Genomic DNA, 22,185 nt, shown 5'->3' with positions numbered 1-22,185 from the left:
GTCCCGGCGTGCGCCGGGATGACGGGTAGAAGGGACGCCCCGTCCCACGACGGAAAAAGGGCGCCGGTGGTATCCCACCGACGCCCCGATTCGTCGCATCGCACCAGTCGCTTATGCGGCCTGGGGCAGTGCCGCCTTCGCCTGGGCGATGATGGCGCTGAAAGCCGCGCCCTCGTGCATCGCGATGTCGGCCAGGACCTTGCGGTCGAGCTGGACGCCGGCGAGCTTGAGGCCGTGCATGAACTGCGAATAGGTCAGACCCTCGGCGCGGACGCCGGCGTTGATGCGCTGGATCCACAGGCCGCGGAAGGTCCGCTTCTTTACCTTGCGGTCGCGATACGCATACTGGCCGGCCTTTTCGACGGCCTGGCGGGCGATGCGGATGGTGTTCTTGCGGCGACCGTAATAGCCCTTGGCCTGTACAAGAATCCTCTTGTGCTTGGCCCGGGTGGTTACACCGCGCTTGACGCGTGCCATATCCTGTTATCCTTACTTGAGGCCGTACGGCGCCCAGGCCTTCACCGTGGCGGTGTCGGCCTTCGACAGCACCTTGGTGCCGCGATTCTGGCGAATGTACTTGCTGTTGTGGCTAATCAGGCGGTGGCGCTTGCCGGCGACGCCGTGCTTCAGCAGGCCGCTGGCGGTCAGCTTGAAGCGCTTCTTGACGCCGCTCTTGGTCTTGAGCTTGGGCATTTTGGTCCTTTCGCTATGAGCATGGCATGGACAGCCGCGGCAGCCCTTGATGGCCGGGCAGTCCTGTAGCGCCTCGCTCGGGAAGCGCCCCCCTTAGCGGGCCCGATCGCGAAACGCAACCGATGCGGAACCGGAACGAGGCCGCGCGCGCTTGGTGGCTCCATGGACACGGCCACCCCCGCCCCGGATACCCCCGCCCCTTCGCCGACCGAGGTCAGGCGGCGCCGGCGCCGGATATGGCGGATCGCGCGCAACACGCTGCTGACGCTGGTCGGTCTGATCGTCGCGATCTGGCTGGTGCTCTACATCACCAAGGGCCGCTTCCTGAAGCATCCGTTCGAGCGGTTCGTCGGCGGCCAGACGCATCGGCCGGTCACCGTCGCCGGCGATTTCCAGCTCTATTTCGCACCGTTCCGAATCAAGTTCCTCGCCGAAAAGATGACGATCGCCAATCCCGACTGGGCGACGAAACCCTATCTGTTCCAGGCGGAACGGATCGACACGCGGATCGCGCCGCTGTCGCTGATCTGGGGCAAGCGGCGATTGTACTGGCTCGATCTGGCGAACGGCGCGGTCGACCTCGAATGGAATGCGGCGCACACCGCCAATACCTGGACGTTCAGCACCAAGAAGGGCGGCAAGCCGCTCGACTTTCCCCGGATCGACGTCGCCAGCGTGCGCGGCACCACCGTCCGCTATCGCGATCCCCGCATGCAGCTGCTCGCCGACCTCGACGTCGACGACATCCGCTCCACCGATGCGCGGATCGGCAAGGCGGTGGGGGTCGACGGCAAGGGCACGATCCGCGGCACGCCGTTCCGCGTCACCGCGCAACTGCTGTCGCCCGACGCGACCGTCAATCGCGGCCGCAACCAGCTCGTCGCGCGCGCCTGGGCCGCGCACAACGTCGTCGACGTGTCCGGCACGCTGCCGTCGATCGCCGGGATCGAGGGCGTGCCGCTCCAGACCCGCGCACGCGGCCGCAACCTGTCGGAGCTGCTCGGCATCATCGGCGTCGTCATCCCGACCACGCGCACCTACCGGCTGAAGGCGCAGCTGGTGCAGCAGGGCCAGGACTATCGCTTTACGCGGATGAGCGGCACCGTCGGCGCGAGCGACGTCGCCGGCACGCTGACGATCACCAACGGCGACCGGCTGCACCTCGATTCGGTGCTCGCCACGAAGACGCTCGACATCATCGATGCCGCACCGTTCATCGGCTACAACCCCGATATCGTCGCCACCAAAGGTGCGATCGCCGCCGCCGCCGCGACCGGCGCCGCGCCGCAGCGGATCATGCCCGACGCCGAACTGCCGATCGCGACGATGCGGCGGTTCGATGCCGACCTGAAATGGACGATCCGCACGGTCCGGTCGCGCAACCTCCCGATCAGCAACATGGACGTGACGCTGAACCTCGATCGCGGGCGGCTCGCGCTGTCGCCGCTCAGCTTCGCGATGGCGCGCGGCAACGTCGCCTCCGACGTGGTGTTCGACACACGCCAGCGGCCCAGCGCGGTCAGCTACGACATCCGGCTCGCGCCGACGCCGATGGGACGGCTGCTCGCCGGCTATGGCGTCGCCGAGGCGGGGACGACGGGCACGATCAAGGGTCGGATCAAGCTGGACGGGCGTGGCGATTCGATCCACGATTCGCTCAGCACCGCCGCCGGCCGCATCGCCTTCGTCATGCCGCAGGGCCAGTTGTGGACGCGCAACGTCCAGCTGGCGGAGCTCGACCTCGGCACGTTCGTGCAGAAGATGTTCGAGGACAAGTTGAAGAAGCCGGTCGAGGTGAATTGTGGGCTGGTCGCCTTCACCGTCCGCAACGGCGTCGCCGCGGCGGACCCGATCCTGATCGACACGACCAAGAACGTCATCGTCGGACGCGGCGGCTTCAGCTTCCGCACCGAAGGGGTCGATCTCGCCTTCCGCGCCGACGGCAAGAAGTTCAGCCTCTTCTCCGGCCAGTCGCCGGTCGGCGTCGGCGGCGTGTTCGCCGCGCCGAAGCTGAACGTCATCAGCGATCAGCTGCTCGGCCGCGCCGGCGTCGGCCTCGGGCTGGCGCTGGTCGCGACGCCGGTGGCGGGGGTGCTCGCCTTCGTCGATGTCGGCGACGCCAAGTCGGCCGCCTGCGGGCCGGTGCTGTCGGGCGCGACCGCGAAAGCGCAGCGCACGACCAAGGGCGAGGCCCGCGACGACGTCGGCCGCGGCACGACCGCCAAGGCCGAGAACGGCAAGGGATCGGGCGGCGAGAAGAAGGAGCAGCGGAAAAAGTTTCTGGGGATATTCTGAGGGCTATCGTCATCCCCGCACAGGCGGGGATGACTGAGGTCAGTGATCGTGAGGATCGTGACCACCCGCCGTCGCCCGGATCGCCTCCAGCACGTCGTCGGTCCGCGCCGGGTCGCCGATCGCGAGGACGTGGCCGGCGCTGGCGGCGGTCAGCGGGTCGCCGTTCCAGTCGCACATCCGTCCGCCGGCGCCCTCGACCACCGGCACCAGCGCCGCGAAATCGTAGAGCTGCAGCCCCGATTCGCAGACGATGTCGAGGTGACCGCTGGCGAGCAGGCCGTAATTGTAGCAGTCACCGCCATAGACCGGCCCCTGTCGCGCGTGCCCGCCGGAGGCGGCGGCGACCAACGCCATATAATGCGGCACGTCGTCGTCGTCGAACAGGTGCGGGCTGGTCGTCGCCAGCACCGCGCCCTCCAGCGCGGCGCAGGTCCGCGTCCGCGTCGGCGTGCCGTTGAACGTCGTCGGTCGCCCGGCGACGCCGACCCAGCGTTCGCGCTGCACCGGCTGGTCGATGATGCCCAGCAGCGGCCAGCCGTCCTCGACCAGCGCGATCAGCGTGCCGAAGATCGCGCGACCGACGGTGAAGCTGCGCGTGCCGTCGATCGGGTCGAGCACCCATGTCCGCCCCGTCACGCCGGGCTTCTCGCCATATTCCTCGCCGATCACGCCGTCGCCGGGCGCCTCGGCGTCGAGCAGCTTGCGCATCGCCGCCTCCGCCTCGCGGTCCGCGCGGGTGACGGGGGAATGGTCGTCCTTCAGTTCGACGCCATGCTGGCCGCGGAAATAGGGGCGGATCGCGGTGCCGGCGGCGTCGGCGAGGCGGCTGGCGAGCTGGATGTCTGCGGCGGTGATCGGCATGGCCTGCGCCCTATCCTGCCCGCTCGCGCCGCGCTAGGGTGCGGCAACTTCGAGAGGATCGTCTGATGCGCCTGTTTCCCATGCTCGCCGCCGTCGCCATCGTCGCCGCGCCCGCCACCGCCGCGGGCCTGGCGGTCGGGGCCAAGGCGCCGACCTTCGCCACCCGCGGCGCGATCGCGGGCAAGGTCGTCAACATCGACCTCGCGCAGCAGCTGAAGAAGGGGCCGGTGGTGCTCTATTTCTTCCCCGCCGCCTTCACCGGCGGCTGCAATGCCGAGGCGCATGCCTTCGCCGAAGCCGTCCCGGAATTCCAGAAAGCGGGCGCGACGGTGATCGGCATGTCGGCGGACGACGTGCCGACGCTGCAGCGTTTCTCCGCAGAAAAATGTGCCGGCAAGTTCGCGGTGGCCAGCGCCGGTCCGGCGGTCATCGGCAATTATAACGTCGCGCTGAACGCCCGGGGCAAGTCACTGACGACGCGGACAAGTTATGTCATCGGGCGCGACGGCCGCGTCGCCTTCGTGCACGACGACATGAACCCGGCGCAGCATGTCGCGCTGACCCTCGCTGCGGTGCAAAAACTTCATCATTCCTGACCAAAGTGCAACGCTCCGATAACCAATCGCCGCTACATCCATGGCGGAGATTGAAGGGTGGGGCATGCGCGGACCGTTCGCGGCAAGGAAGGACGACAAGGGCGATCTGTTCGCGCAGATCGGCACCTTCCTTGCGTCGCATGCGCTCAGCCCTGAACCGGCCCATTATAATTTCGCCTATGACGTCATCGCCAACCCCGAGGGCCCGATCGCGCAGGCGGTGGCGCGGCTGACCGATGGCGGCGTCCGGCTCAACCGGTCGGATATCGAAAAGCTCGGCGGGACCGTGGTCATGGGCGGCGGCGGCGTGTCATCCCCGCCACCGCGCCACGAGCAGCGCGCCGCGGAGCAGCGCGTCGAGGACGAGGCGGTGCAGCTCGTCGCCGAGACGCAGGCGCAGGTCGACGGCTTCGCCGATATGATGCGGGCGATGCAGGACGAGACGCGCGGCTTCGGCCGCGACTTGGCGCAGAGCGCCGCCGCGATCGAACGCAGCACGCCGGTCTCGCAGGCCGCGGCGGGGCTGGACGAGATCGCGCGCATCACCGGATCAATGCTGTCGCGCATCCGCGATGCCGAAACGCGGCTGGCGCGGGCGACGCACGAGGCGGACGCGCTGCGCGCGAAGCTGGCGGAAGCGAACGACACCGCGCGGCGCGACGCGCTGACCGGCCTGCCCAATCGCCGCGCCTTCGACGAGGCCTTCGCCACCCGTAGCGAGCCGGACGGCCCCTTCTGCCTCGCCATGTGCGATATCGACCGGTTTAAGCGGATCAATGACGTCCACGGCCACCAGATCGGCGATCGCGTGCTGAGTGCGGTCGGCCGGACATTGGCGGAGGAATGCGAAGGGCACCTCGTCGTCCGCCATGGTGGCGAGGAATTTGCTGTCCTGCTTCACGGCATCGCGCTCGCCGACGCCGCCACGCATCTCGACGCCGTGCGCAACGTCATCGCCGGCAAACGCATGCGGCTGCGCGAAACCGACAAGCCGCTAGGGCAAGTGACGATCTCGATCGGCGTCACCGCGGTCCAGACCGGCGAAACCATCGCCGCGGCGTTCGATCGCGCCGACCGCCTTTTGTACACGGCCAAGGCCGAAGGCCGCGATCGGGTATGCGCCGCCTGATAATGGCGTAGAATCCGCAGGCCGCTTGGCGAAAAACGCCAAATCTACTGACACAAATTCGCCTTTTCCCATGTTTTCCGTCAGTTACACAAACTGGCACGGCAGCTGCAACGTCCCTGGCATCGGCGGCGAACACCTCGCACCGATCACAAAAGGGAATGCCATCATGTTCATCCGCTTCGAACTCGCCCAGCGCGCCGCCTTCTCGGTCGTCGCCGCCCTCGCCTTCGCCGCCGTCGCCGTCAGCGCCGCCGTCCCCGTCGTTCCGATCGCCTGATCCGCCACCGCATCAGCGCCCGTAAGGGAGAAACACCATGTATCGCAGTCTTTTCCTCGGCCTCGCCTCGTTCGCGACGACCATCCTCGTCCTCGCCAGCCAGGGCGGCACGACCCTCGGCTGAGCCCGAGGCCAGAGCGGATCGGGCCCGGCGCGTCACGGCCGGGCCTCCGCCCTCCACCGATACTCAGGCGACCGCCGCCGCGCCCACCGGACCAACCGGTGCATCCTCGCCGCGACTATAGGTCCCAATCATCACACCAGCGGCGAGCACATGCCCCGCCATCGCCTCCAGCACCGCGCTACGGCCGGGCGTCTGGCCCGGATCGCCCGCCCCCGCATCCAGCGCGAACAGCTGGAAGGCATAGCGATGCGGTCCGTGCCCGGTAGGCGGGTCGGGCGGCAGCCAGCCTTCACGGAAATAGGAATTGCGCCCGACGTCGCGCTCGGGCGTGCCGGCACCGTCACCGATCACCGCGCCCTCCGCCAGCCGGCCGGCGTCGGCGGGAATCCCCCACACCACCGCATGGACCAGCGGTTGCGGCGCGGGGGCGTCCGCATCCTCGACCAGCAGCGCGAGCCGCGCGGTGCCGGCGGGCGGCATGCCCCAGGTCAGCGGCGGCGACACGCCGTCGCCGTCCGCGGTGAACCGTTCGGGCATCCGCGCGCCATCGGCGAACGCGGGGCTCGACAGCTCCAGCGACGGCACGCCATTGTCGGTCACCAGCCGCGCCACCGCCAGTTTCTCCATGCCGGCGCGCACGTCGCCGAGCGCCTTGCCCAGCCAGGCGGGAACATGTTCGAGCATCGATCTACTCCTGCGGGCAATCGCCGGGACGGGATTTGGGCGCCGCGCCTGCGGCATACCAGCGGCTGGTCGCGCCCATGTCGGCCGCGTCGTGATAACAGGCCTCACCGCGGCTGCCGTCGGCCGCGACGACGAACGTCCAATTGGCATCGGCGCAATTGTGCGGTTCGCAGCCGTGCGCGGCGACGCGGCCGTCCCGCATCGCGAAGATCGGCACGGTCACCGCATCGCGCGCCAGGAAACGGCGGCGGACCGCATCGTCGCCGACCGCGTCGTTCAACGCGCGCGACACCTCGGTCCGGTCGTAGAAGCCGACGCCATCGACCGCATCGGTCGGATATCTGCCGACATAGGCGGTGATCGGATTGCTATGCGCCTGCCCCGGGATCGGCGTCGGTGCCTGCGTCGGCGGCGGCACGAATCCTGCCGCGGCGGCATTGTCCGCCGTTTTGTCGGTCTGGCTGCCGCATCCCGCGAGCAGCAACAACGGGGTGAGGAAAAGCACGCGCATGGAGAGTGGAACGCGGCGAGACGCCCGAGGGTTGCCTGCGCCATGGTAGAGGATCTCGACCGTTTCACATCCGCACAGGCGAGCGTCTACGACCAGGCGCTTGCCGAACTGCATCACGGCCGCAAGTCCAGCCACTGGATGTGGTTCGTCTTTCCACAGATCGCCGGACTAGGCCAAAGCGACACCGCGCGTTTCTATGCGATCCGCGATGCGGCGGAGGCGCGGGCCTATCTGGAACACCCGCTGCTCGGGCCGCGCCTTTACGAAGCGACCGCCGCAGTCACGTCCGCCACCGGCAGCGCCGGGGCGATCCTCGGCGGGATCGACGCGATCAAGCTCCGATCGTCGATGACCCTGTTCGCCGCGGTGGCGGACGACCCGGCACCGTTCGTCGCCGCGCTCGACCGGTTCTTCGGCGGCATGCGCGATCCCGCGACGCTGGCGCTGCTCGACCGGGGGTGACCGGTCAGAACAACCGGCCGCCGTTCGGCACCGGCAGGCTGGGGCCGATCAGCACCACCTTGCCGTCCGCATCGGAAAAGCCCAGCGTCAGCACCTCCGACATGAAAGGCCCGATCTGCCGCGGCGCGAAGTTGACCACCGCCGCCACCTGCCGCCCGACGAGCGTGTCGGGCGTATAATGTTCGGTGATCTGCGCGGAGGATTTCTTGACGCCGATCGCCGCACCGAAATCGATACGCAGCTTGAACGCCGGCTTGCGCGCCTCCGGGAAGGGCTCGGCGGCGACGATCGTGCCGACGCGAATATCGACCGCCTCGAAATCGGCGAAGGCGATGGGATCAGAAGTCGACATTGTCATAATGCACCGGCGGAGCGATCATCTCCATACGTTCGGACAGCAACGGCCGGAAGCTCGGCCGGCTCTTGAAGCCGCGATACCAGCGCGCGGTCTGGTCATGCCCCTTCCAGTCGATGCCGCCGAGATAGTCGGCGACCGAGATCTGCGCCGCGGCGGCGAGATCGGCGAGGCTCATCGTCGCGCCGCCCAGCCAGTTACGGTGATCGAGCAGATAATCGGTGTAATCCAGATGGCTGACCGCCGCCTTCATCGCCTCTCGCAGTCCCTTGGCGTCGGGCGCGGCGCGATGCGCGAGCCGCTTCACGACGCGCTCGTGCAACAGCGGCCCGGTGACGTCGCGATAGAAATGCGTGTCGAACCACGTCACCAGCCGGCGGATTTCGGCGCGGTTGGCGGCGGTGCCGTTGATCGTTGCCGCCTTGTCGACGGTTTCCTCGAAATATTCGCAAATCGCCATCGAATCGATCAGCGGCGCGCCGGGGCGGGAGGCATCGACCATCACCGGCGTTTCTCCGGCGGGGTTCATGTCCATGAATTCGTCGCGCCGATCCCAAGGCGATTCGCGCACCAGCTCATAGCCGATGCCCTTCTCGCCGAGCAGCAGGCGGACCTTGCGACTGAACGGACACAGGGGGAATTGGTAAAGCTGCCACATATCGGCACCTGTAGGCCAATCGTGGCGTGGAGGTGAAGCCGTTGCGTTCCGGCGGGTGTTCTATAAATTGAGGCTGGGTTTTCTAGAAAGCGGCGCGATGGGCATCAACATCAAGCATGACGCCTATGAACAGGCGATCCGTGAACTGGCGGCGAGCCGCGGTCTGTCCCTGACGGACGCCATCGGCATGGCCGTGTGCAACGAGTTGCAGCGTGATCGCGAAGCGGAACGCAAGGCCGGTTTCATGGCCAGGGTGCGGGAAGCGCAGGCCATTTTCGCCGCCGCACCGATGATCGATCCGCGGACGCCGGATGAGATTCTCGGTTATGACGAAAACGGTCTGCCGACATGATTGCGCTCGACACGTCGGCCATCGTCGCGCTGTTGCGTCACGAGCCGGACGCCGAACGGTTTGCCCGGCGAATGTCCGATGCGGCACGACTGCTGATCGGTCGTCCGACGGAGCTCGAACTGCATCTCGTGACCACGAACAAGGTTGGCGATTCCGCCGCCCGTGCATCGTTGGCCGCCATTCTGTCAGGTGTCGAACGAATTGACTTCGATGCCAAGCATCTTGCCGCAGCCACCGCCGCCTTCGATCGCTTCGGCAAGGGGCGGCATCCCGCATCGCTCAACTACGGCGACTGCATGGCCTATGCGGTGGCACACGTCGCGGGTTGCCCCCTGCTCTACAAAGGCGAGGATTTCGCGCGGACCGATATCCGGTCCGCGCTGTGATCCATCACTCCGCCGCGACCAGTTCGACCGTATCGTCGAGCGGATAGGCCTGCCGCGACAGCATTTCCTTCGGCACCACCTGCCAGAAGTCGCCGGCGATCCGGTCCCAGTCGGCGAGCAGACCCTTCGACCATTTGCTGTCGGTCGCCTTGGCATGGCGTTCGACGAGGTCGCGGAGCACACCCTCCCAATGCGCCGAGGCGAGGCGCTGCCAGACGATGCTTTCCGGATTGGCGCGGCGTTCGAAGTCGGCATCGGGATCGTAGACGAACGCCATGCCGCCGGTCATGCCCGCACCGAAATTCTGGCCGACCTTGCCGAGCAACACCGCGACGCCGCCGGTCATATATTCGCAGCCGTTGGCGCCGCAGCCCTCGACCACCACGGTCGCGCCCGAATTGCGCACCGCGAACCGCTCGCCCGCCTGCCCCGCCGCGAGCAATGTGCCGGAGGTCGCGCCATACAGGACGGTGTTGCCGAGGATCGTGTTCTGCTGGCTGGCAAGCGGCGACGACACCGCCGGCCGCAGCACGATCGTGCCGCCCGACAGGCCCTTGCCGACATAGTCGTTGGCGTCGCCGAACACCTCGAGCGTGATGCCCTTGCACATGAACGCGCCGAGCGACTGGCCCGCGCTCCCGCGCAGGCGGATGGTGACATGGCCGTCCGCCAGCTTGCTCATCCCGAACCGGCGGGTGATCTCCGACGACAGCCGCGTGCCGACCGCGCGATGCGTGTTGCGCACCGAATAGGTGAGCTGCATCTTCTCGCCGCGGCTGAACACCGCCGCCGCGTCCTTGATGATCTGCGCATCGAGGCTGTCGGGCACCTCGTTGCGGAAGGTCGAGAGCGAGAAGCGGCGTTCCGCGTCGGTCGCATCGACCTTGGCGAGGATCGGGTTGAGGTCGAGGTCGTCGAGATGCTCGGCGCCGCGGCTGACCTGCCGCAGGAATTCGGTCCGCCCGATCACCTCGTCGAGGCTGCGCACGCCCAGCCGGGCGAGGATGTCGCGCACCTCTTCGGCGATGAAGGTCATCAGGTTGATGACCTTTTCCGGCGTGCCGACGAACTTGCCGCGCAACGCCTCGTCCTGCGTGCAGACGCCGACCGGACAGGTGTTCGAATGGCACTGGCGCACCATGATGCAGCCCATCGCCACCAGCGACAGCGTGCCGATGCCATATTCCTCGGCGCCGAGAATCGCGGCGATGATGATATCGCGCCCGGTCTTGAGCCCACCATCGGTGCGCAGCCGCACCCGGCCGCGCAGGCCGTTGAGGGTCAGCACCTGATTGACCTCGGACAGGCCCATTTCCCACGGCGTCCCGGCATATTTGACGCTGGTCTGCGGGGAGGCGCCGGTGCCGCCGACATGGCCGGCGATCAGGATGACGTCGGCATGCGCCTTGGCGACGCCCGCCGCGACGGTGCCGATACCCGACGAGCTGACCAGCTTGACGCACACCCGCGCGCGCGGGTTGATCTGCTTGAGGTCGTAGATCAGCTGCGCGAGGTCTTCGATCGAATAGATGTCGTGATGCGGCGGCGGCGAGATCAGCGTCACCCCCGGCGTCGCATGACGCAGCTTGGCGATGAACTCGGTCACCTTGAAGCCGGGCAGCTGCCCGCCCTCGCCGGGCTTGGCGCCCTGCGCGACCTTGATCTCGATCTCCTCGCAGGCGTTGAGATATTCGGCGGTGACGCCGAACCGGCCGCTCGCGATCTGCTTGATCGTCGAATTGGCGTTGTCGCCATTCTCGTAGGGCGTGAAGCGCTTGGTATCCTCGCCGCCCTCGCCCGACACCGCCTTGGCGCCGATCCGGTTCATCGCGATCGCCAGCGTCTCGTGCGCCTCCGGCGACAGCGCGCCCAAGGACATGCCCGGCGTCACGAAGCGCTTGCGAATCTCGGTGATCGCCTCGACCTGATCGACCGGCACGCCCTCGTTGGGGAAGTTGAACTGGAGCAGGTCGCGCAGATAGACCGGCGGCAGGTCGGCGACGCCGCGGCTGAACTGCAGGTAGCTGGTATAGCTGTCGGTCGACACCGCGGTCTGCAGCAGGTGCATCAGCTGCGCCGAATAGGCATGCGTCTCGCCGGTATGGCGCTGGCGGTAGAAGCCGCCGATCGGCAGCTTCGCGACCGCTTCGTCCCACGCCAGTTCGTGGCGGACCAGCGCGCTGTAGTGCAGCGAATTATACCCCTCGCCCGAAATCTTGGCGGGCATGCCGGGGAACAGGTCGTTGACGAGGCTGCGGCTCAGGCCGACCGCCTCGAAATTGTAGCCGCCGCGATAGGAGGAGATCACCGCGATCCCCATCTTGCTCATGATCTTGAGCAGTCCCTCCTCGATCGCATGGCGATGCCGCTTCAGGCATTCGTCGAGGCTGAGGTCGCCGAACAGCCCGCGCCGCTGGCGATCGACGATCGCCGCCTCGGCCAGATAGGCGTTCACCGTCGTCGCGCCGACGCCGATAAGCACCGCATAATAATGCGTGTCGAGGCATTCGGCCGAACGCACGTTGATCGAGGCATAGGAGCGCAGGCCACGCCGGACGAGATGCGTATGCACGGCCGCCGCGGCGAGCACGCCGGCGATCGCGATCCGGTCCTCGGAGACATGCTCGTCGGTCAGGAACAGCTCGCTCTTGCCCTGCCGCACCGCCTGTTCGGCCTCGTTGCGGATCCGCTGGATCGCCGCGCGCAGCTTTTCGGGGCCGCCCTCCGCATCGAACGTGCAGTCGATCTCGGTCGCGCTGCCCGCGAAATGCGCGCGCAGCCGCGCCCAATGCTGCCCGGTCAGCACCGGCGAATCGAGCACCAGCACGCGGTCGCGCTGATCCTCGGTATCGAGGATGTTGGCGAGATTACCGAACCGCGTCTTGAGCGACATCACATAGCGTTCGCGCAGCGAATCGATCGGCGGGTTGGTCACCTGGCTGAAGTTCTGGCGGAAGAACTGGCTGATGAGCCGCGGCTTGTCGCTGATGACGGCGAGCGGCGTGTCGTCGCCCATCGACCCGATCGCTTCCTTGGCCGTCTCGACCATCGGCGACAGGATCAGCTCCATGTCCTCCAGCGTCTGGCCGGCGGCGACCTGCCGTCGCGCCAGCGCGGGGCGGTCGTATTGCACCAGGGCGTCCGGCACGTCGGGCAGGTCGTCGAGCGTGTGGAATTCGCCGATCATCGCGGCATAGTCATGCTCGCCGCTGATCCGGTCCTTGACCTCCCGGTCGTTCATCACCCGGCCTTCGTCGAGGTCGACCGCGATCATCTGGCCCGGCCCCAGCCGCCCCTTGGCGACGACGGTCGATTCGGGAACGACGACCATGCCGGTCTCCGATCCGACGATCAGCAGCCCGTCCGAGGTCTGGGTATAGCGCAGCGGCCGCAGCGCGTTGCGGTCGACGCCCGCCACCGCCCAGCGGCCATCGGTCATCGCCAGCGCGGCGGGGCCGTCCCACGGCTCCATGACCGAAGCGAGATACTGGTACATCGCCGAATGGTCGGCGGGGATGTCGGCGTCCTTCTGCCACGCTTCGGGCACCAGCATCAGCTTGGCGGTCGGCGCATCGCGGCCCGAACGGCAAATCGCCTCGAACACCGCGTCCAGCGCCGCGGTGTCGGATGCGCCCGCCGGGATCACCGGCTTGATGTCCTCCGAATTGTCGCCGAACGCGAGGCTCGCCATCCGGATCTCGTGGCTGAGCATCCAGTTCTTGTTGCCGCGGACCGTGTTGATCTCGCCATTGTGCGCGAGGCAGCGGAACGGCTGCGCCAGCCACCATTGCGGAAAGGTGTTGGTCGAATAGCGCTGGTGGAAGATCGCGACGCGCGATTCGAACCGCTGGTCCTGCAGGTCGGGGTAGAAGACCGACAGGCTCTCGGCGAGGAACAGCCCCTTGTAGACGATCGAGCGGCACGACAGCGAACAGATGTAGAAGCCCTGGATCTGCGCCGCGATCACCCGCTTCTCGATCCGGCGGCGGACGAGGTACAGGTTTTTCTCGAACTCGGCGGCGCTGACGTCGTCGGGCATCGGCCCGGCGATCATGATCTGCTCGATCTCCGGCCGCGTCGTCTGCGCCTTCATGCCGATCACCGACACGTCGACCGGCACCTGCCGCCAGCCGTAGATGGTATAGCCCGCCTCGATGATCGCGCTCTCGACGATCGTGCGGCAATTCTCCTGCGCTCCGAGGTCGGTGCGCGGCAGGAAGATCATGCCGACTGCGAGCCGGTTCGGCAGCACCTTGTGCCCGGATGCGACGACGGCATCGTCGAAGAAGCGGTGCGGCAGGTCGATGTGGATGCCCGCGCCGTCACCGGTCTTGCCGTCGGCATCGACCGCGCCGCGATGCCACACCGCCTTCAGCGCATCGACCGCCGACTGCACCACGCGCCGCGACGCGCGCCCGTCGGTGGCGGCGACGAGGCCGACGCCGCAGGCATCGCCTTCGCTGTCGGGGCGGTACATGCCATGCTCGGCGAGATACGCACGCTGGTCGGTCTTCATCGGATCGGTCATGGTTTCGCCTTCCCTGCCGGGCGTCATCATCGTCGGAACGTCGGTCACGCCGCCACCTTCCCGGCCTTGGCCTTCGTCTTCAGCCATTTGTGCATCGTCGCGGCGACGTCGCGGCCGTCGCGGATCGCCCAGACCACCAGGCTCGCGCCGCGGACGATGTCGCCCGCCGCGAAGACGCCGTCGAGGCTGGTCATCAGCGTCTTGCCGTCGACCAGCACCGTGCCCCAGCGGCTCACCCCGAGTTCGGGCGCGCCGAACAGCGCGGGCAGATCCTCGGCGTCGAAGCCCAATGCCTTCACCACCAGATCCGCCTGGAGCGTGAAGTCGCCGCTCGGGTCCGGCTCCGGCGCGCGGCGGCCGCTGGCGTCGGGCGCGCCGAGCCGCATCTTGCGCGCGCGGACCGTCCCGTCGCTGTCGAAGGCGGCGGGGGCCGAGAGCCAGACGAACTCCGCGCCCTCCTCCTCGGCATTGGTCACCTCGCGCTGGCTGCCGGGCATGTTGGTGCGATCGCGACGGTACAGGCACTTCACCGATGCCGCGCCCTGGCGGATCGCGGTACGGACGCAGTCCATCGCGGTGTCGCCGCCGCCGATCACGACGACATGCTTGCCCTCGGCATTGAGCGCGCCGCCATCGAATGCCGGGACGGCATCGCCGAAGCCCTTGCGGTTCGACGCGATCAGATAGTCGAGCGCCGCCACGACGCGATCGTCGCCCCCGCCCACGACGTCGAGCGCGCGCGCCTTGTAGACGCCGGTCGCGATCAGCACCGCATCATGCTGCTGGCGTAGGGCGTCGAGGCTCGCCTGTTCGCCGACGCTGAAGCCTTCGTGGAAGACGATGCCGCCCGCCTTCAGCCGCTCGACCCGGCGCATGACGACCGGCTTCTCCAGCTTGAAGCCGGGGATGCCATAGGTCAGCAGTCCGCCGGCGCGATCGTGGCGATCGTAGACGTGGACGTCATAGCCGTGGCCGCGCAGATATTCCGCCGCGGTCAGGCCCGCGGGTCCGGCGCCGATCACCGCGACCGACTGGCCACGAGCCGGCCCGGCGACGAGCGGTTCGACCCAGCCCTCTTCCCAGGCGGTGTCGGTGATGAACTTCTCGACCGACCCGATCGTCACCGCGCCGTGGCCGGTGAATTCGATCACGCAATTGCCCTCGCACAACCGGTCCTGCGGGCAGATGCGGCCGCAGATCTCGGGCATGGTCGAGGTCGCGTTGCTCAGCTCATAGGCCTCGCGCAGCCGGCCCTCGGCGGTCAGGCGCAGCCAGTCGGGGATATGGTTGTGGAGCGGGCAATGGACCGAGCAATAGGGCACGCCGCATTGCGAGCAGCGCCCGGCCTGATCCTCCGCGGCCGGCGGCGCATAGCGCGCGGCGATCTCGGCGAAGTCCTCCGCCCGGATATCCGCCTCGCGCTTGGCCGGATAGGCCTGCGGGCGGCCAACGAACTTGAGCATCGAATCGTGCGCCATGGGGCCTCCTGACGTCGCCGCTACGAAGGTGGAGGCGCCATGTCACGCACAAAATGGCCTATTGGCAAGCAATGCTGCCCTTGTTTTGGTGCTTTTCTTTGCGACCGCTTCGCAACAACCTCTCAAGGCCATAATTTAGGGTGCTTTTCGGTCCTATCGCATTTGCAGCGCGATCAGCGCGATGGCACCGACGACGATCCGGTACCAGGCGAAGGGCGCGAAGCCGTGGCGGCTGACGATGCCGACGAACCAGCGGATCACCACCAGCGCGACGATGAACGACACCACGAAGCCGATCGCGATGCTCAGCCATTCGCCCTCGCCCAGCGCCGCGCCCGACTTGAGCAGGTCGTAGCCGGACGCCGCCAGCATCGTCGGGATTGCGAGGAAGAACGAGAATTCCGCCGCCGCGCGCCGGTCGACGCCCAGGCTCAGCGCGCCCATGATCGTCGCGCCCGAGCGGCTGACGCCGGGGATCATCGAGATGCACTGGATCACGCCGACGCCGAGCGAGGTCTTCCACGGCATCGCCTCGACCGTGTCGTAGCGCGGCTGCTTCACCATCCGCTCGATCGCGAGGATCGCGACGCCGCCGACGATCAGCGCGACCGCGACCACGGTCGGGCTTTCGAGCAACGCCTTGACCGCCTTGTAGACGACGAGGCCGATCACCGCGGCGGGAATGAAGCCCAACGCGATATTGCGGACGAACGCCCAGGATTTGGGCTGGCCGGCGAACAGGCCGACGGCGACGTCCCAGAACCGGCGCCAGTAGAGCACCACCACCGCCAGGATCGCGCCCAGCTGGATGACGATGTCGAACGTCGCGGTCGCCTTGTCCTGCACGCCGAGCAGCGTACCGGCGAGGATCAGATGCCCGGTCGACGAGACGGGCAGGAACTCGGTGACCCCCTCGACGATGCCGAGGAGGATGACGGTGAGGAGGTCCATGGCAGTTCCCGTAGGTTAAGCGGCGAGCGTTTCGGCGCGACGGCCGAAACGGCCGGTGCGGCGGAAGCGGACGAGCCATTCGGGCGCGACCGCCTGCAGCGGCGTCGCCTCGACGCCGAGCGCGTCCAGCCCGGCCGCGCCCGGCGCGACCACAGTGTCGCGCTGGAGCATCAGCCACTGGTCCTTGCTGATCGGTGCGAACGGCAGGCTGGCGAGCAGCGACCCCGCCGCATCGGGCAGTTCGACGATCGAGGGCGACTTGCCGATCGTCCGGGCGATCCAGCGAATGATCTCGCCCATGCTCATCACGTCGGGGCCGCCCAGTTCGAACGTCTGCCCGGCGAAGCGCGGATCGCTCGCCTGCGCCATCGCTTCGCCGACGTCGCCGGCGAACACCGGCTGGAACTTCACCGGCGCGCGCAGCACCGGCACCACCGGCGACTTGCCGATCATCGCGGCGAAGCGGTTGATGAACTGGTCCTCGCGCCCGAACACGATCGACGGGCGGATGATCGCGGCACCCGGGAACGCCGCACGGACGGCCTCCTCGCCGCGGCCCTTGCTGCTGCCATAGGCCGACGGCGCGGCGCTGTCGGCGCCGATCGCCGACATATGGACGAGGCTGGCGACGCCGGCGCCGGCCGCCGCCTCGGCGACGTTGCGCGCGCCGGCGACATGGATGCGCTCGAAATCGCCGGCGAGCACGCCGACCATGTTGATGACCACGTCCGCCCCGGCGACTGCGCGCCGCACCGTGTCGGACAGCGTCACGTCGGCGGCGACGAATTGCGTCTGGCCCAGCCCGCCCAGCGGCTTCAGGAACCAGGCGTGGCGCGGATCGCGCTCGGCGATGCGCACGCGCGCGCCGCCGCGCAGCAACGCCTGCACCACATAGCGGCCGACGAAGCCGCCGCCCCCGAAGATCGTAACCAGCTTGTCCTTCATGCGCCTGCAGCCTTTTTTCGTCGCTTTCCTGACAATCCGCCCCTTGCCCGGCGAAACCCGTGTTGACAAGCGCAGCGACCGCCCCCTAAAGGCCGCCGCCTACCCCGTGCCCAGATGGCGGAATTGGTAGACGCACCAGCTTCAGGTGCTGGCGATCGCAAGGTCGTGGAGGTTCGAGTCCTCTTCTGGGCACCATTTCTCCTGCCCGCGGGTGATCCGCGGACAGTAGAGAGCGATAGTATCGATCGAATCGGCGGGTCCTGCTCTCTCCGCTGATCTGCGGGGCGCGGCGCGGTTGTGATCGGGGCCCCGGTAAAATCTTTTCCAAACCCTGCCGATCGATTGCGTCGCTTTGGCGATCACCTAAGGACCGCCACGTAACCGGTTGCATCGGCGCTGGCGCGAGAGGATGGTGAGCCCGGCATGTCGACCCCTTCCTTCCATGAACAGATCGCGCGGATGCGTGACCCCATGGCGGTGCCGATCGCACGGCACGACTGGTCCGCCTCGCCGCTCGGGCGGCCCGATGCGTGGCCGCCGGCGTTGCGGACCTTGGTCGGACTGATGCTGGCATCGGACCAGGCGATGGCCGTTGCCTGGGGGCCGCAGCGGACGCTGATCTACAACCATGCCTATGCCGATAGGCTGGCGGGGCATCCCGCGGCGCTCGGCCGCGATGCGCGTGCCGTCGACGTCGACCTCGCGCCGCTGATCGAACGTGCCTTTGCGGGCGAGCCCGCCAGCCATCGCCGGCCCGGCATCGCGCTGTCCTGCACCCCCGTGTGCGATCCCGACGGCACCGTCGTCGGCGCCTTCGCCTCGGGCATCCCGTCGCAGGACACGGGCGCCCGCCGCGGCGATCGCGCCGAAGAGGCGCGGCGCGAAACCGAGGAGCGCTATCGGCTGGTCGCCCGCGCCACCAACGACGCGGTCTGGGACTGGCGCATAGCCGACGGCCATGTAATCTGGAATGCCGCGCTGGCGACGCTGTTCGGCCATCCGCAGCGCGACACCGACGCCGACTGGTGGCTCGACCACATCCACCCCGACGATCGCCAGCGGGTCGGCGACAGCATTCACGCCGTCATCGACGGAGAGGCCGACAGCGACGGCGACGGCAATGGGGACGGCGACCGGGTCAACTGGTCCGCGGAATATCGCTTCCGCCGCGCCGACGGCAGCCATGCGCATGTCCTCGACCGCGGCACGGTGCTGCGCGACGAATCCGGCACAGCGGTGCGCATGATCGGCGCGATGCTCGACCTCACCGAACGCCGCCGGATGGGCGAGCGATTGCGCCAGAGCGAGGCCCGCTACCGCACCCTGTTCGAATCGATCGAATCGGGCTTCTGCGTCGTCGAGGTGCGGCTGGACGCGCGCATCGACTATCGCGTGATCGAGGCGAACCCCGCCTTCCACCGCCAGACCGGCTTTCCCGAAGACGTGATCGGCCGCTGGCTGCGCGAGGCGGCGCCGGCGCTGGAGGAGGAATGGTACGACATCTACGGCCGCGTCGCGCGCACCGGCGTGCCCGAACGGTTCGAACAGGGATCGATCGCGCTCGGCCGCTGGTTCGACGTCTATGCCTTCCGCATCGGCGAGGCGGACGACCGCCGCGTCGCCATCCTGTTCAACGACATCTCCGCCCGGCGCAATGCCGAGGAGCAGCTGCGCCAGCTCAACGAGACGCTGGAGGCACAGGTCGCCGAGCGCACCGCGGACCGCGACCGCATGTGGCGGCTGTCGACCGACATCATGCTGGTCGCGCAGTTCGAGGGCACGATCACCGCGGTCAATCCCGCCTGGACCGCGCTGCTCGGCTGGCAGGAGCAGGACCTGATCGGCCGCTCGTTCCTCGACCTCGTCCACCCGGACGACGGCGCCGCCACGGCCGATGCGGCGGCGGCCCTGTCGGACGGCACGACGATCGGCCGGTTCGAGAACCGCTATCGCACCCGCGACCACGGCTATCGCTGGATCTCCTGGACCGCGGTGCCCGGCGCCGGCCTGATCCATGCGGTCGGCCGCGACGTCACCGCCGAACGCGAACGGCAGGTCGCGCTGGAAGCGGCGCAGGAACAGCTGCGTCAGGCGCAGAAGATGGAGGCGGTCGGCCAGCTGACCGGCGGCATCGCGCATGATTTCAACAATCTGCTGACCGGGGTGATCGGCTCGCTCGACATGATGCAGCGGCGGATCGCGCGCGGCGAGCTGGACAGGATCGAACGCTACGCGACCACCGCGATGACCTCCGCCAACCGCGCCGCCGCGCTGACGCACCGGCTGCTCGCCTTCTCGCGCCGCCAGCCGCTCGACCCCAAACCGGTCAACGCCAACCGGCTGGTCACCGGCATGGAGGAGCTGCTGCGCCGGACGATCGGCGAGGCCGTGCGGCTGGAGATCGTCACCGCCGGCGGGCTGTGGCAGACGCTGTGCGATCCGCACCAGCTGGAAAGCGCGATCCTCAACCTCGCGATCAACGCGCGCGACGCGATGCCGACGGGCGGCATCCTGACGATCGAGACCTGCAACGCGCATCTCGACGGCGCCTATGCCGCCCGCCAGCGCGACGTCCGCCCCGGCCAGTACGTCTGCATCTGCGTCACCGACACCGGCACGGGCATGACCCGCGAGACGATCGAAAAGGCGTTCGAACCCTTCTTCACCACCAAGCCGATCGGTCAGGGGACCGGGCTCGGCCTGTCGATGATCTACGGCTTCGCGCGCCAGTCGGAAGGCTATGCGCGCATCTATTCCGAGCTTGGCCAGGGCAGCACGATCAAGCTCTACCTGCCGCGTCATCACGGCGCCGCCGATCAGGACGAAGCCGATGCCGCCGGCCTGACGGAGGAGCATCGCGCCGAACATGGCGAGGTGGTGCTCGTCGTCGAGGACGAAACCGCGGTGCGCGACCTCGTCGTCGAACTGCTGCAGGAGCTCGGCTATCGCGCGATCGAGGCGAGCGACGGCCCCTCCGGGCTCCAGCTGCTGCAATCGTCGCTGCACATCGACCTGCTCGTCACCGACGTCGGCCTGCCCGGGCTGAACGGCCGCCAGCTCGCCGATGCCGCGCGCCAGCACCGGCCGGGGCTGAAGGTGCTGTTCATGACCGGCTATGCGGAAAATGCGGCGGTCGCCAACGGCTTCCTCGATCCGGGCATGGCGATGATAACCAAGCCCTTCGCCATCGACGCACTGGCGACCCGCATCCGCGACATCATCGGCACCGAGGGATGAGGCACGCCGGCGCCTGAAGCGCTTCGCCGGTCACCGCTGAAGCACACACGCTGTTCGCGCAAAGGCGCAGAGGGCGCGGAGGTGTCCCAAGTGGGAAAGCGTGGCCCTGTCATCACGACGGCGTAATGGGAGGGCCGCGGATGAGGCGAGGACAGCACCCCCGTGTCCTCTGCGCCTCCGCGCGAACCCGCTCGTCTTCGCCCGAACCGGACCGTCGATCCGATCTAACCCGCCATATCCTCCAGCTCGCGCCCGCGGGTTTCGTTGACCATCGCCCGCACGAAGAAGAACGACACCGCCGCGAAGAAGGCATAGCCGAAATAGGTCGCCGACAGCCCCGGCGACACCGCCAGCGCCGGGAAGCTGACCGAGATCGCGGCATTGGCGATCCACTGCGCGAAGCCCGACACCGCCAGCCCCGATCCGCGGATCTGGTTGGGGAACATTTCGCCCAGCATCACCCACATCACCGGGCCCCAGCTGGCGTTGAAGAAGATGACGTACAGATTGGCCGCGACCAGCGCGAGGATGCCGTTGTTGCCGGGCAGCGACACCGCGCCCGCCGCATCGGTGACCGCGGTGGAAAAGGCATAGGCGACCACCGCCAGCGTCACCGCCATGCCCGCCGATCCGACCAGCAGCAGCGGCTTGCGGCCGATCCGGTCGACCGTCAGGATCGTGAACAGGCACGCCGCGATCGACAGCACGCCCGACAGGATGTTGATCTGCAACGCATTGTCTTCGGTGAAGCCGACCGCCTCCCACAGCACCGCGCCATAATAGAAGACGACGTTGATGCCGACGAACTGCTGGAACACGGCAAGGCCGATGCCCGCCCACAGGATCGGGCGGATCTTGCCCGTCGTCTTGTCGCGCAGGTCGGACAGCCTCGGCTTGTGGTGGTCCGCGGCGAGGCTGCGGCGGATCTCGCCGACCTTGCGATCCGCCTCGGCGCTGCCGAACAGGCGGGTGAGCACGACATGCGCCTCGGCATCGCGCCCCTTGGCGACGAGGAAGCGCGGGCTTTCGGGGATCACCAGCAGCGCGACGAGATAGATCGCCGCCGGGATCGCCTGCAGCCAGAACATCCAGCGCCACGCCGGAAAGCCGAGCCAGAAGTCCGCCGTCGATCCGCCGGCGTAGCGCGCGAGCGCGAAATTCGCGACGAAGGCGCCGGTCAGGCCGGTGATGATCATCACCTGCTGCACGCTCGACAGCCGGCCGCGGATCGAGGCGGGGGTGACTTCGGAGATATAGACGGGCGAGATCACGCTCGCCGCGCCGACGCCGAGGCCGCCGATGATGCGCGCGATGATGAAGACGACCGATCCGTTGGCGGCGCCCGCCAGCATCGCGCTGACGAGGAACAGGAAAGCGGCGATCATCATCACGTTGCGTCGCCCGATCGCATCGGCCAGCCGCCCCGCCCCGAACGCGCCGATCGCCGAACCTACCAGGATCGCGCCGACGTTGACGCCGATGCCGAGCCGGCCGAGGTCGAACGCCGCCTCCAGCCCCTTCTGGGTGCCGTTGATGACCCCCGAATCATAGCCGAACATGAAACCGCCGATCGTGGCGACCGCGACGATCGCCGCGATGAAGCCGTGATTGGTGGCGGTGCCCCCCGCCGCGCGCGCGCTGTCCGTCATCGTCTCTCCTCCGC

At 68.1% G+C, this 22,185-nt stretch carries 19 protein-coding genes and 1 tRNA gene; 8 read left to right on the top strand and 12 right to left on the bottom strand.

Going from position 1 to position 22,185, the window contains the following annotated elements; genetic code table 11:
• Positions 1 to 111 precede the first annotated feature (111 nt).
• Together rplT and rpmI are read right to left on the bottom strand one after the other, a co-directional pair.
• Positions 112 to 477 (bottom strand): 50S ribosomal protein L20, encoded by a 366-nt coding sequence (gene rplT, locus B2515_RS04760; RefSeq protein WP_293874306.1) that lies wholly within the window; start codon positions 475 to 477, stop codon positions 112 to 114.
• Between the two features lie 12 nt (positions 478 to 489).
• Positions 490 to 693: a 50S ribosomal protein L35 gene (gene rpmI / locus B2515_RS04755; RefSeq protein ID WP_017977259.1), complete on the bottom strand. Its 204-nt coding sequence runs from the start codon at positions 691 to 693 to the stop codon at positions 490 to 492.
• 162 nt (positions 694 to 855) lie between these two features.
• Between rpmI and B2515_RS04750 the strand changes: the two genes are divergently transcribed.
• The gene (locus B2515_RS04750) at positions 856 to 2,988 is read left to right on the top strand and encodes an AsmA family protein (RefSeq protein ID WP_293874291.1); all 2,133 of its coding nucleotides are present in this window, start codon (positions 856 to 858) and stop codon (positions 2,986 to 2,988) included.
• Positions 2,989 to 3,027: 39 nt separating this feature from the next.
• Here B2515_RS04750 and B2515_RS04745 read toward each other — a convergent pair whose 3' ends face one another.
• Positions 3,028 to 3,849 (bottom strand): inositol monophosphatase family protein, encoded by an 822-nt coding sequence (locus B2515_RS04745; protein ID WP_293874289.1) that lies wholly within the window; start codon positions 3,847 to 3,849, stop codon positions 3,028 to 3,030.
• 65 nt (positions 3,850 to 3,914) lie between these two features.
• Between B2515_RS04745 and B2515_RS04740 the strand changes: the two genes are divergently transcribed.
• The gene (locus B2515_RS04740; RefSeq protein ID WP_293874287.1) at positions 3,915 to 4,445 is read left to right on the top strand and encodes a peroxiredoxin; all 531 of its coding nucleotides are present in this window, start codon (positions 3,915 to 3,917) and stop codon (positions 4,443 to 4,445) included.
• Positions 4,446 to 4,509: 64 nt separating this feature from the next.
• A complete protein-coding gene (locus B2515_RS04735; protein ID WP_293874285.1) occupies positions 4,510 to 5,574 on the top strand; it encodes a GGDEF domain-containing protein in 1,065 nt (354 codons plus the stop codon).
• A 464-nt stretch (positions 5,575 to 6,038) separates the two neighbouring features.
• On the opposite strand, the gene B2515_RS04730 is transcribed toward B2515_RS04735, so the two are convergent.
• Both B2515_RS04730 and B2515_RS04725 read right to left on the bottom strand, forming a co-directional pair.
• On the bottom strand, positions 6,039 to 6,659 hold the full coding sequence (locus B2515_RS04730) for a YbhB/YbcL family Raf kinase inhibitor-like protein (protein ID WP_293874283.1): 621 nt from the start codon (positions 6,657 to 6,659) through the stop codon (positions 6,039 to 6,041).
• Positions 6,660 to 6,663: 4 nt separating this feature from the next.
• On the bottom strand, positions 6,664 to 7,170 hold the full coding sequence (locus tag B2515_RS04725) for a hypothetical protein (RefSeq protein ID WP_293874281.1): 507 nt from the start codon (positions 7,168 to 7,170) through the stop codon (positions 6,664 to 6,666).
• A 42-nt stretch (positions 7,171 to 7,212) separates the two neighbouring features.
• On the opposite strand from B2515_RS04725, the gene B2515_RS04720 reads away from it, so the two are divergent.
• Positions 7,213 to 7,632: a DUF1810 domain-containing protein gene (locus B2515_RS04720; protein ID WP_293874279.1), complete on the top strand. Its 420-nt coding sequence runs from the start codon at positions 7,213 to 7,215 to the stop codon at positions 7,630 to 7,632.
• Positions 7,633 to 7,636: 4 nt separating this feature from the next.
• Here the strand turns inward: B2515_RS04720 and B2515_RS04715 are convergent, their stop codons facing one another.
• Positions 7,637 to 7,984 (bottom strand): tRNA-binding protein, encoded by a 348-nt coding sequence (locus tag B2515_RS04715; RefSeq protein WP_293874277.1) that lies wholly within the window; start codon positions 7,982 to 7,984, stop codon positions 7,637 to 7,639.
• The gene (locus B2515_RS04710; protein ID WP_293874275.1) at positions 7,971 to 8,645 is read right to left on the bottom strand and encodes a glutathione S-transferase family protein; all 675 of its coding nucleotides are present in this window, start codon (positions 8,643 to 8,645) and stop codon (positions 7,971 to 7,973) included. Before B2515_RS04710 ends, B2515_RS04715 begins: the two co-directional genes overlap by 14 nt.
• A 97-nt stretch (positions 8,646 to 8,742) precedes the next feature.
• On the opposite strand from B2515_RS04710, the gene B2515_RS04705 reads away from it, so the two are divergent.
• A complete protein-coding gene (locus B2515_RS04705) occupies positions 8,743 to 8,997 on the top strand; it encodes a type II toxin-antitoxin system VapB family antitoxin (protein WP_293874273.1) in 255 nt (84 codons plus the stop codon).
• The gene (locus B2515_RS04700) at positions 8,994 to 9,383 is read left to right on the top strand and encodes a type II toxin-antitoxin system VapC family toxin (protein ID WP_293874270.1); all 390 of its coding nucleotides are present in this window, start codon (positions 8,994 to 8,996) and stop codon (positions 9,381 to 9,383) included. Before B2515_RS04705 ends, B2515_RS04700 begins: the two co-directional genes overlap by 4 nt.
• Positions 9,384 to 9,387: 4 nt before the next feature.
• Here B2515_RS04700 and gltB read toward each other — a convergent pair whose 3' ends face one another.
• The 4 genes from gltB to B2515_RS04680 form a co-directional block, all read right to left on the bottom strand.
• The gene (gene gltB / locus B2515_RS04695; RefSeq protein ID WP_293874341.1) at positions 9,388 to 13,911 is read right to left on the bottom strand and encodes a glutamate synthase large subunit; all 4,524 of its coding nucleotides are present in this window, start codon (positions 13,909 to 13,911) and stop codon (positions 9,388 to 9,390) included.
• 44 nt (positions 13,912 to 13,955) lie between these two features.
• Complete coding sequence (locus tag B2515_RS04690) at positions 13,956 to 15,389, bottom strand: NAD(P)-dependent oxidoreductase (RefSeq protein WP_293874267.1); 1,434 nt, start codon at positions 15,387 to 15,389, stop codon at positions 13,956 to 13,958.
• Between the two features lie 153 nt (positions 15,390 to 15,542).
• Positions 15,543 to 16,340: an undecaprenyl-diphosphate phosphatase gene (locus B2515_RS04685; RefSeq protein ID WP_293874264.1), complete on the bottom strand. Its 798-nt coding sequence runs from the start codon at positions 16,338 to 16,340 to the stop codon at positions 15,543 to 15,545.
• A gap of 15 nt (positions 16,341 to 16,355) precedes the next feature.
• Positions 16,356 to 17,285 (bottom strand): complex I NDUFA9 subunit family protein, encoded by a 930-nt coding sequence (locus tag B2515_RS04680; protein WP_293874261.1) that lies wholly within the window; start codon positions 17,283 to 17,285, stop codon positions 16,356 to 16,358.
• Positions 17,286 to 17,393: 108 nt separating this feature from the next.
• On the opposite strand from B2515_RS04680, the gene B2515_RS04675 reads away from it, so the two are divergent.
• Both B2515_RS04675 and B2515_RS04670 read left to right on the top strand, forming a co-directional pair.
• Positions 17,394 to 17,480 (top strand) — tRNA-Leu (locus B2515_RS04675).
• A 228-nt stretch (positions 17,481 to 17,708) separates the two neighbouring features.
• Positions 17,709 to 20,522: a hybrid sensor histidine kinase/response regulator gene (locus B2515_RS04670; RefSeq protein ID WP_414711361.1), complete on the top strand. Its 2,814-nt coding sequence runs from the start codon at positions 17,709 to 17,711 to the stop codon at positions 20,520 to 20,522.
• 224 nt (positions 20,523 to 20,746) lie between these two features.
• Here B2515_RS04670 and B2515_RS04665 read toward each other — a convergent pair whose 3' ends face one another.
• Positions 20,747 to 22,171 carry a sugar porter family MFS transporter gene (locus B2515_RS04665; protein ID WP_293874258.1) on the bottom strand — a complete coding sequence of 475 codons (1,425 nt, stop codon included), beginning with the start codon at positions 22,169 to 22,171 and terminating at the stop codon, positions 20,747 to 20,749.
• Positions 22,172 to 22,185 lie beyond the last annotated feature (14 nt).

Origin of the sequence: Sphingomonas sp. UBA978, from assembly GCF_002292295.1 — a bacterium.
Taxonomy (GTDB): Bacteria; Pseudomonadota; Alphaproteobacteria; order Sphingomonadales; family Sphingomonadaceae; genus Sphingomonas.
This window is presented reverse-complemented; position numbering and strand designations above follow the sequence as displayed.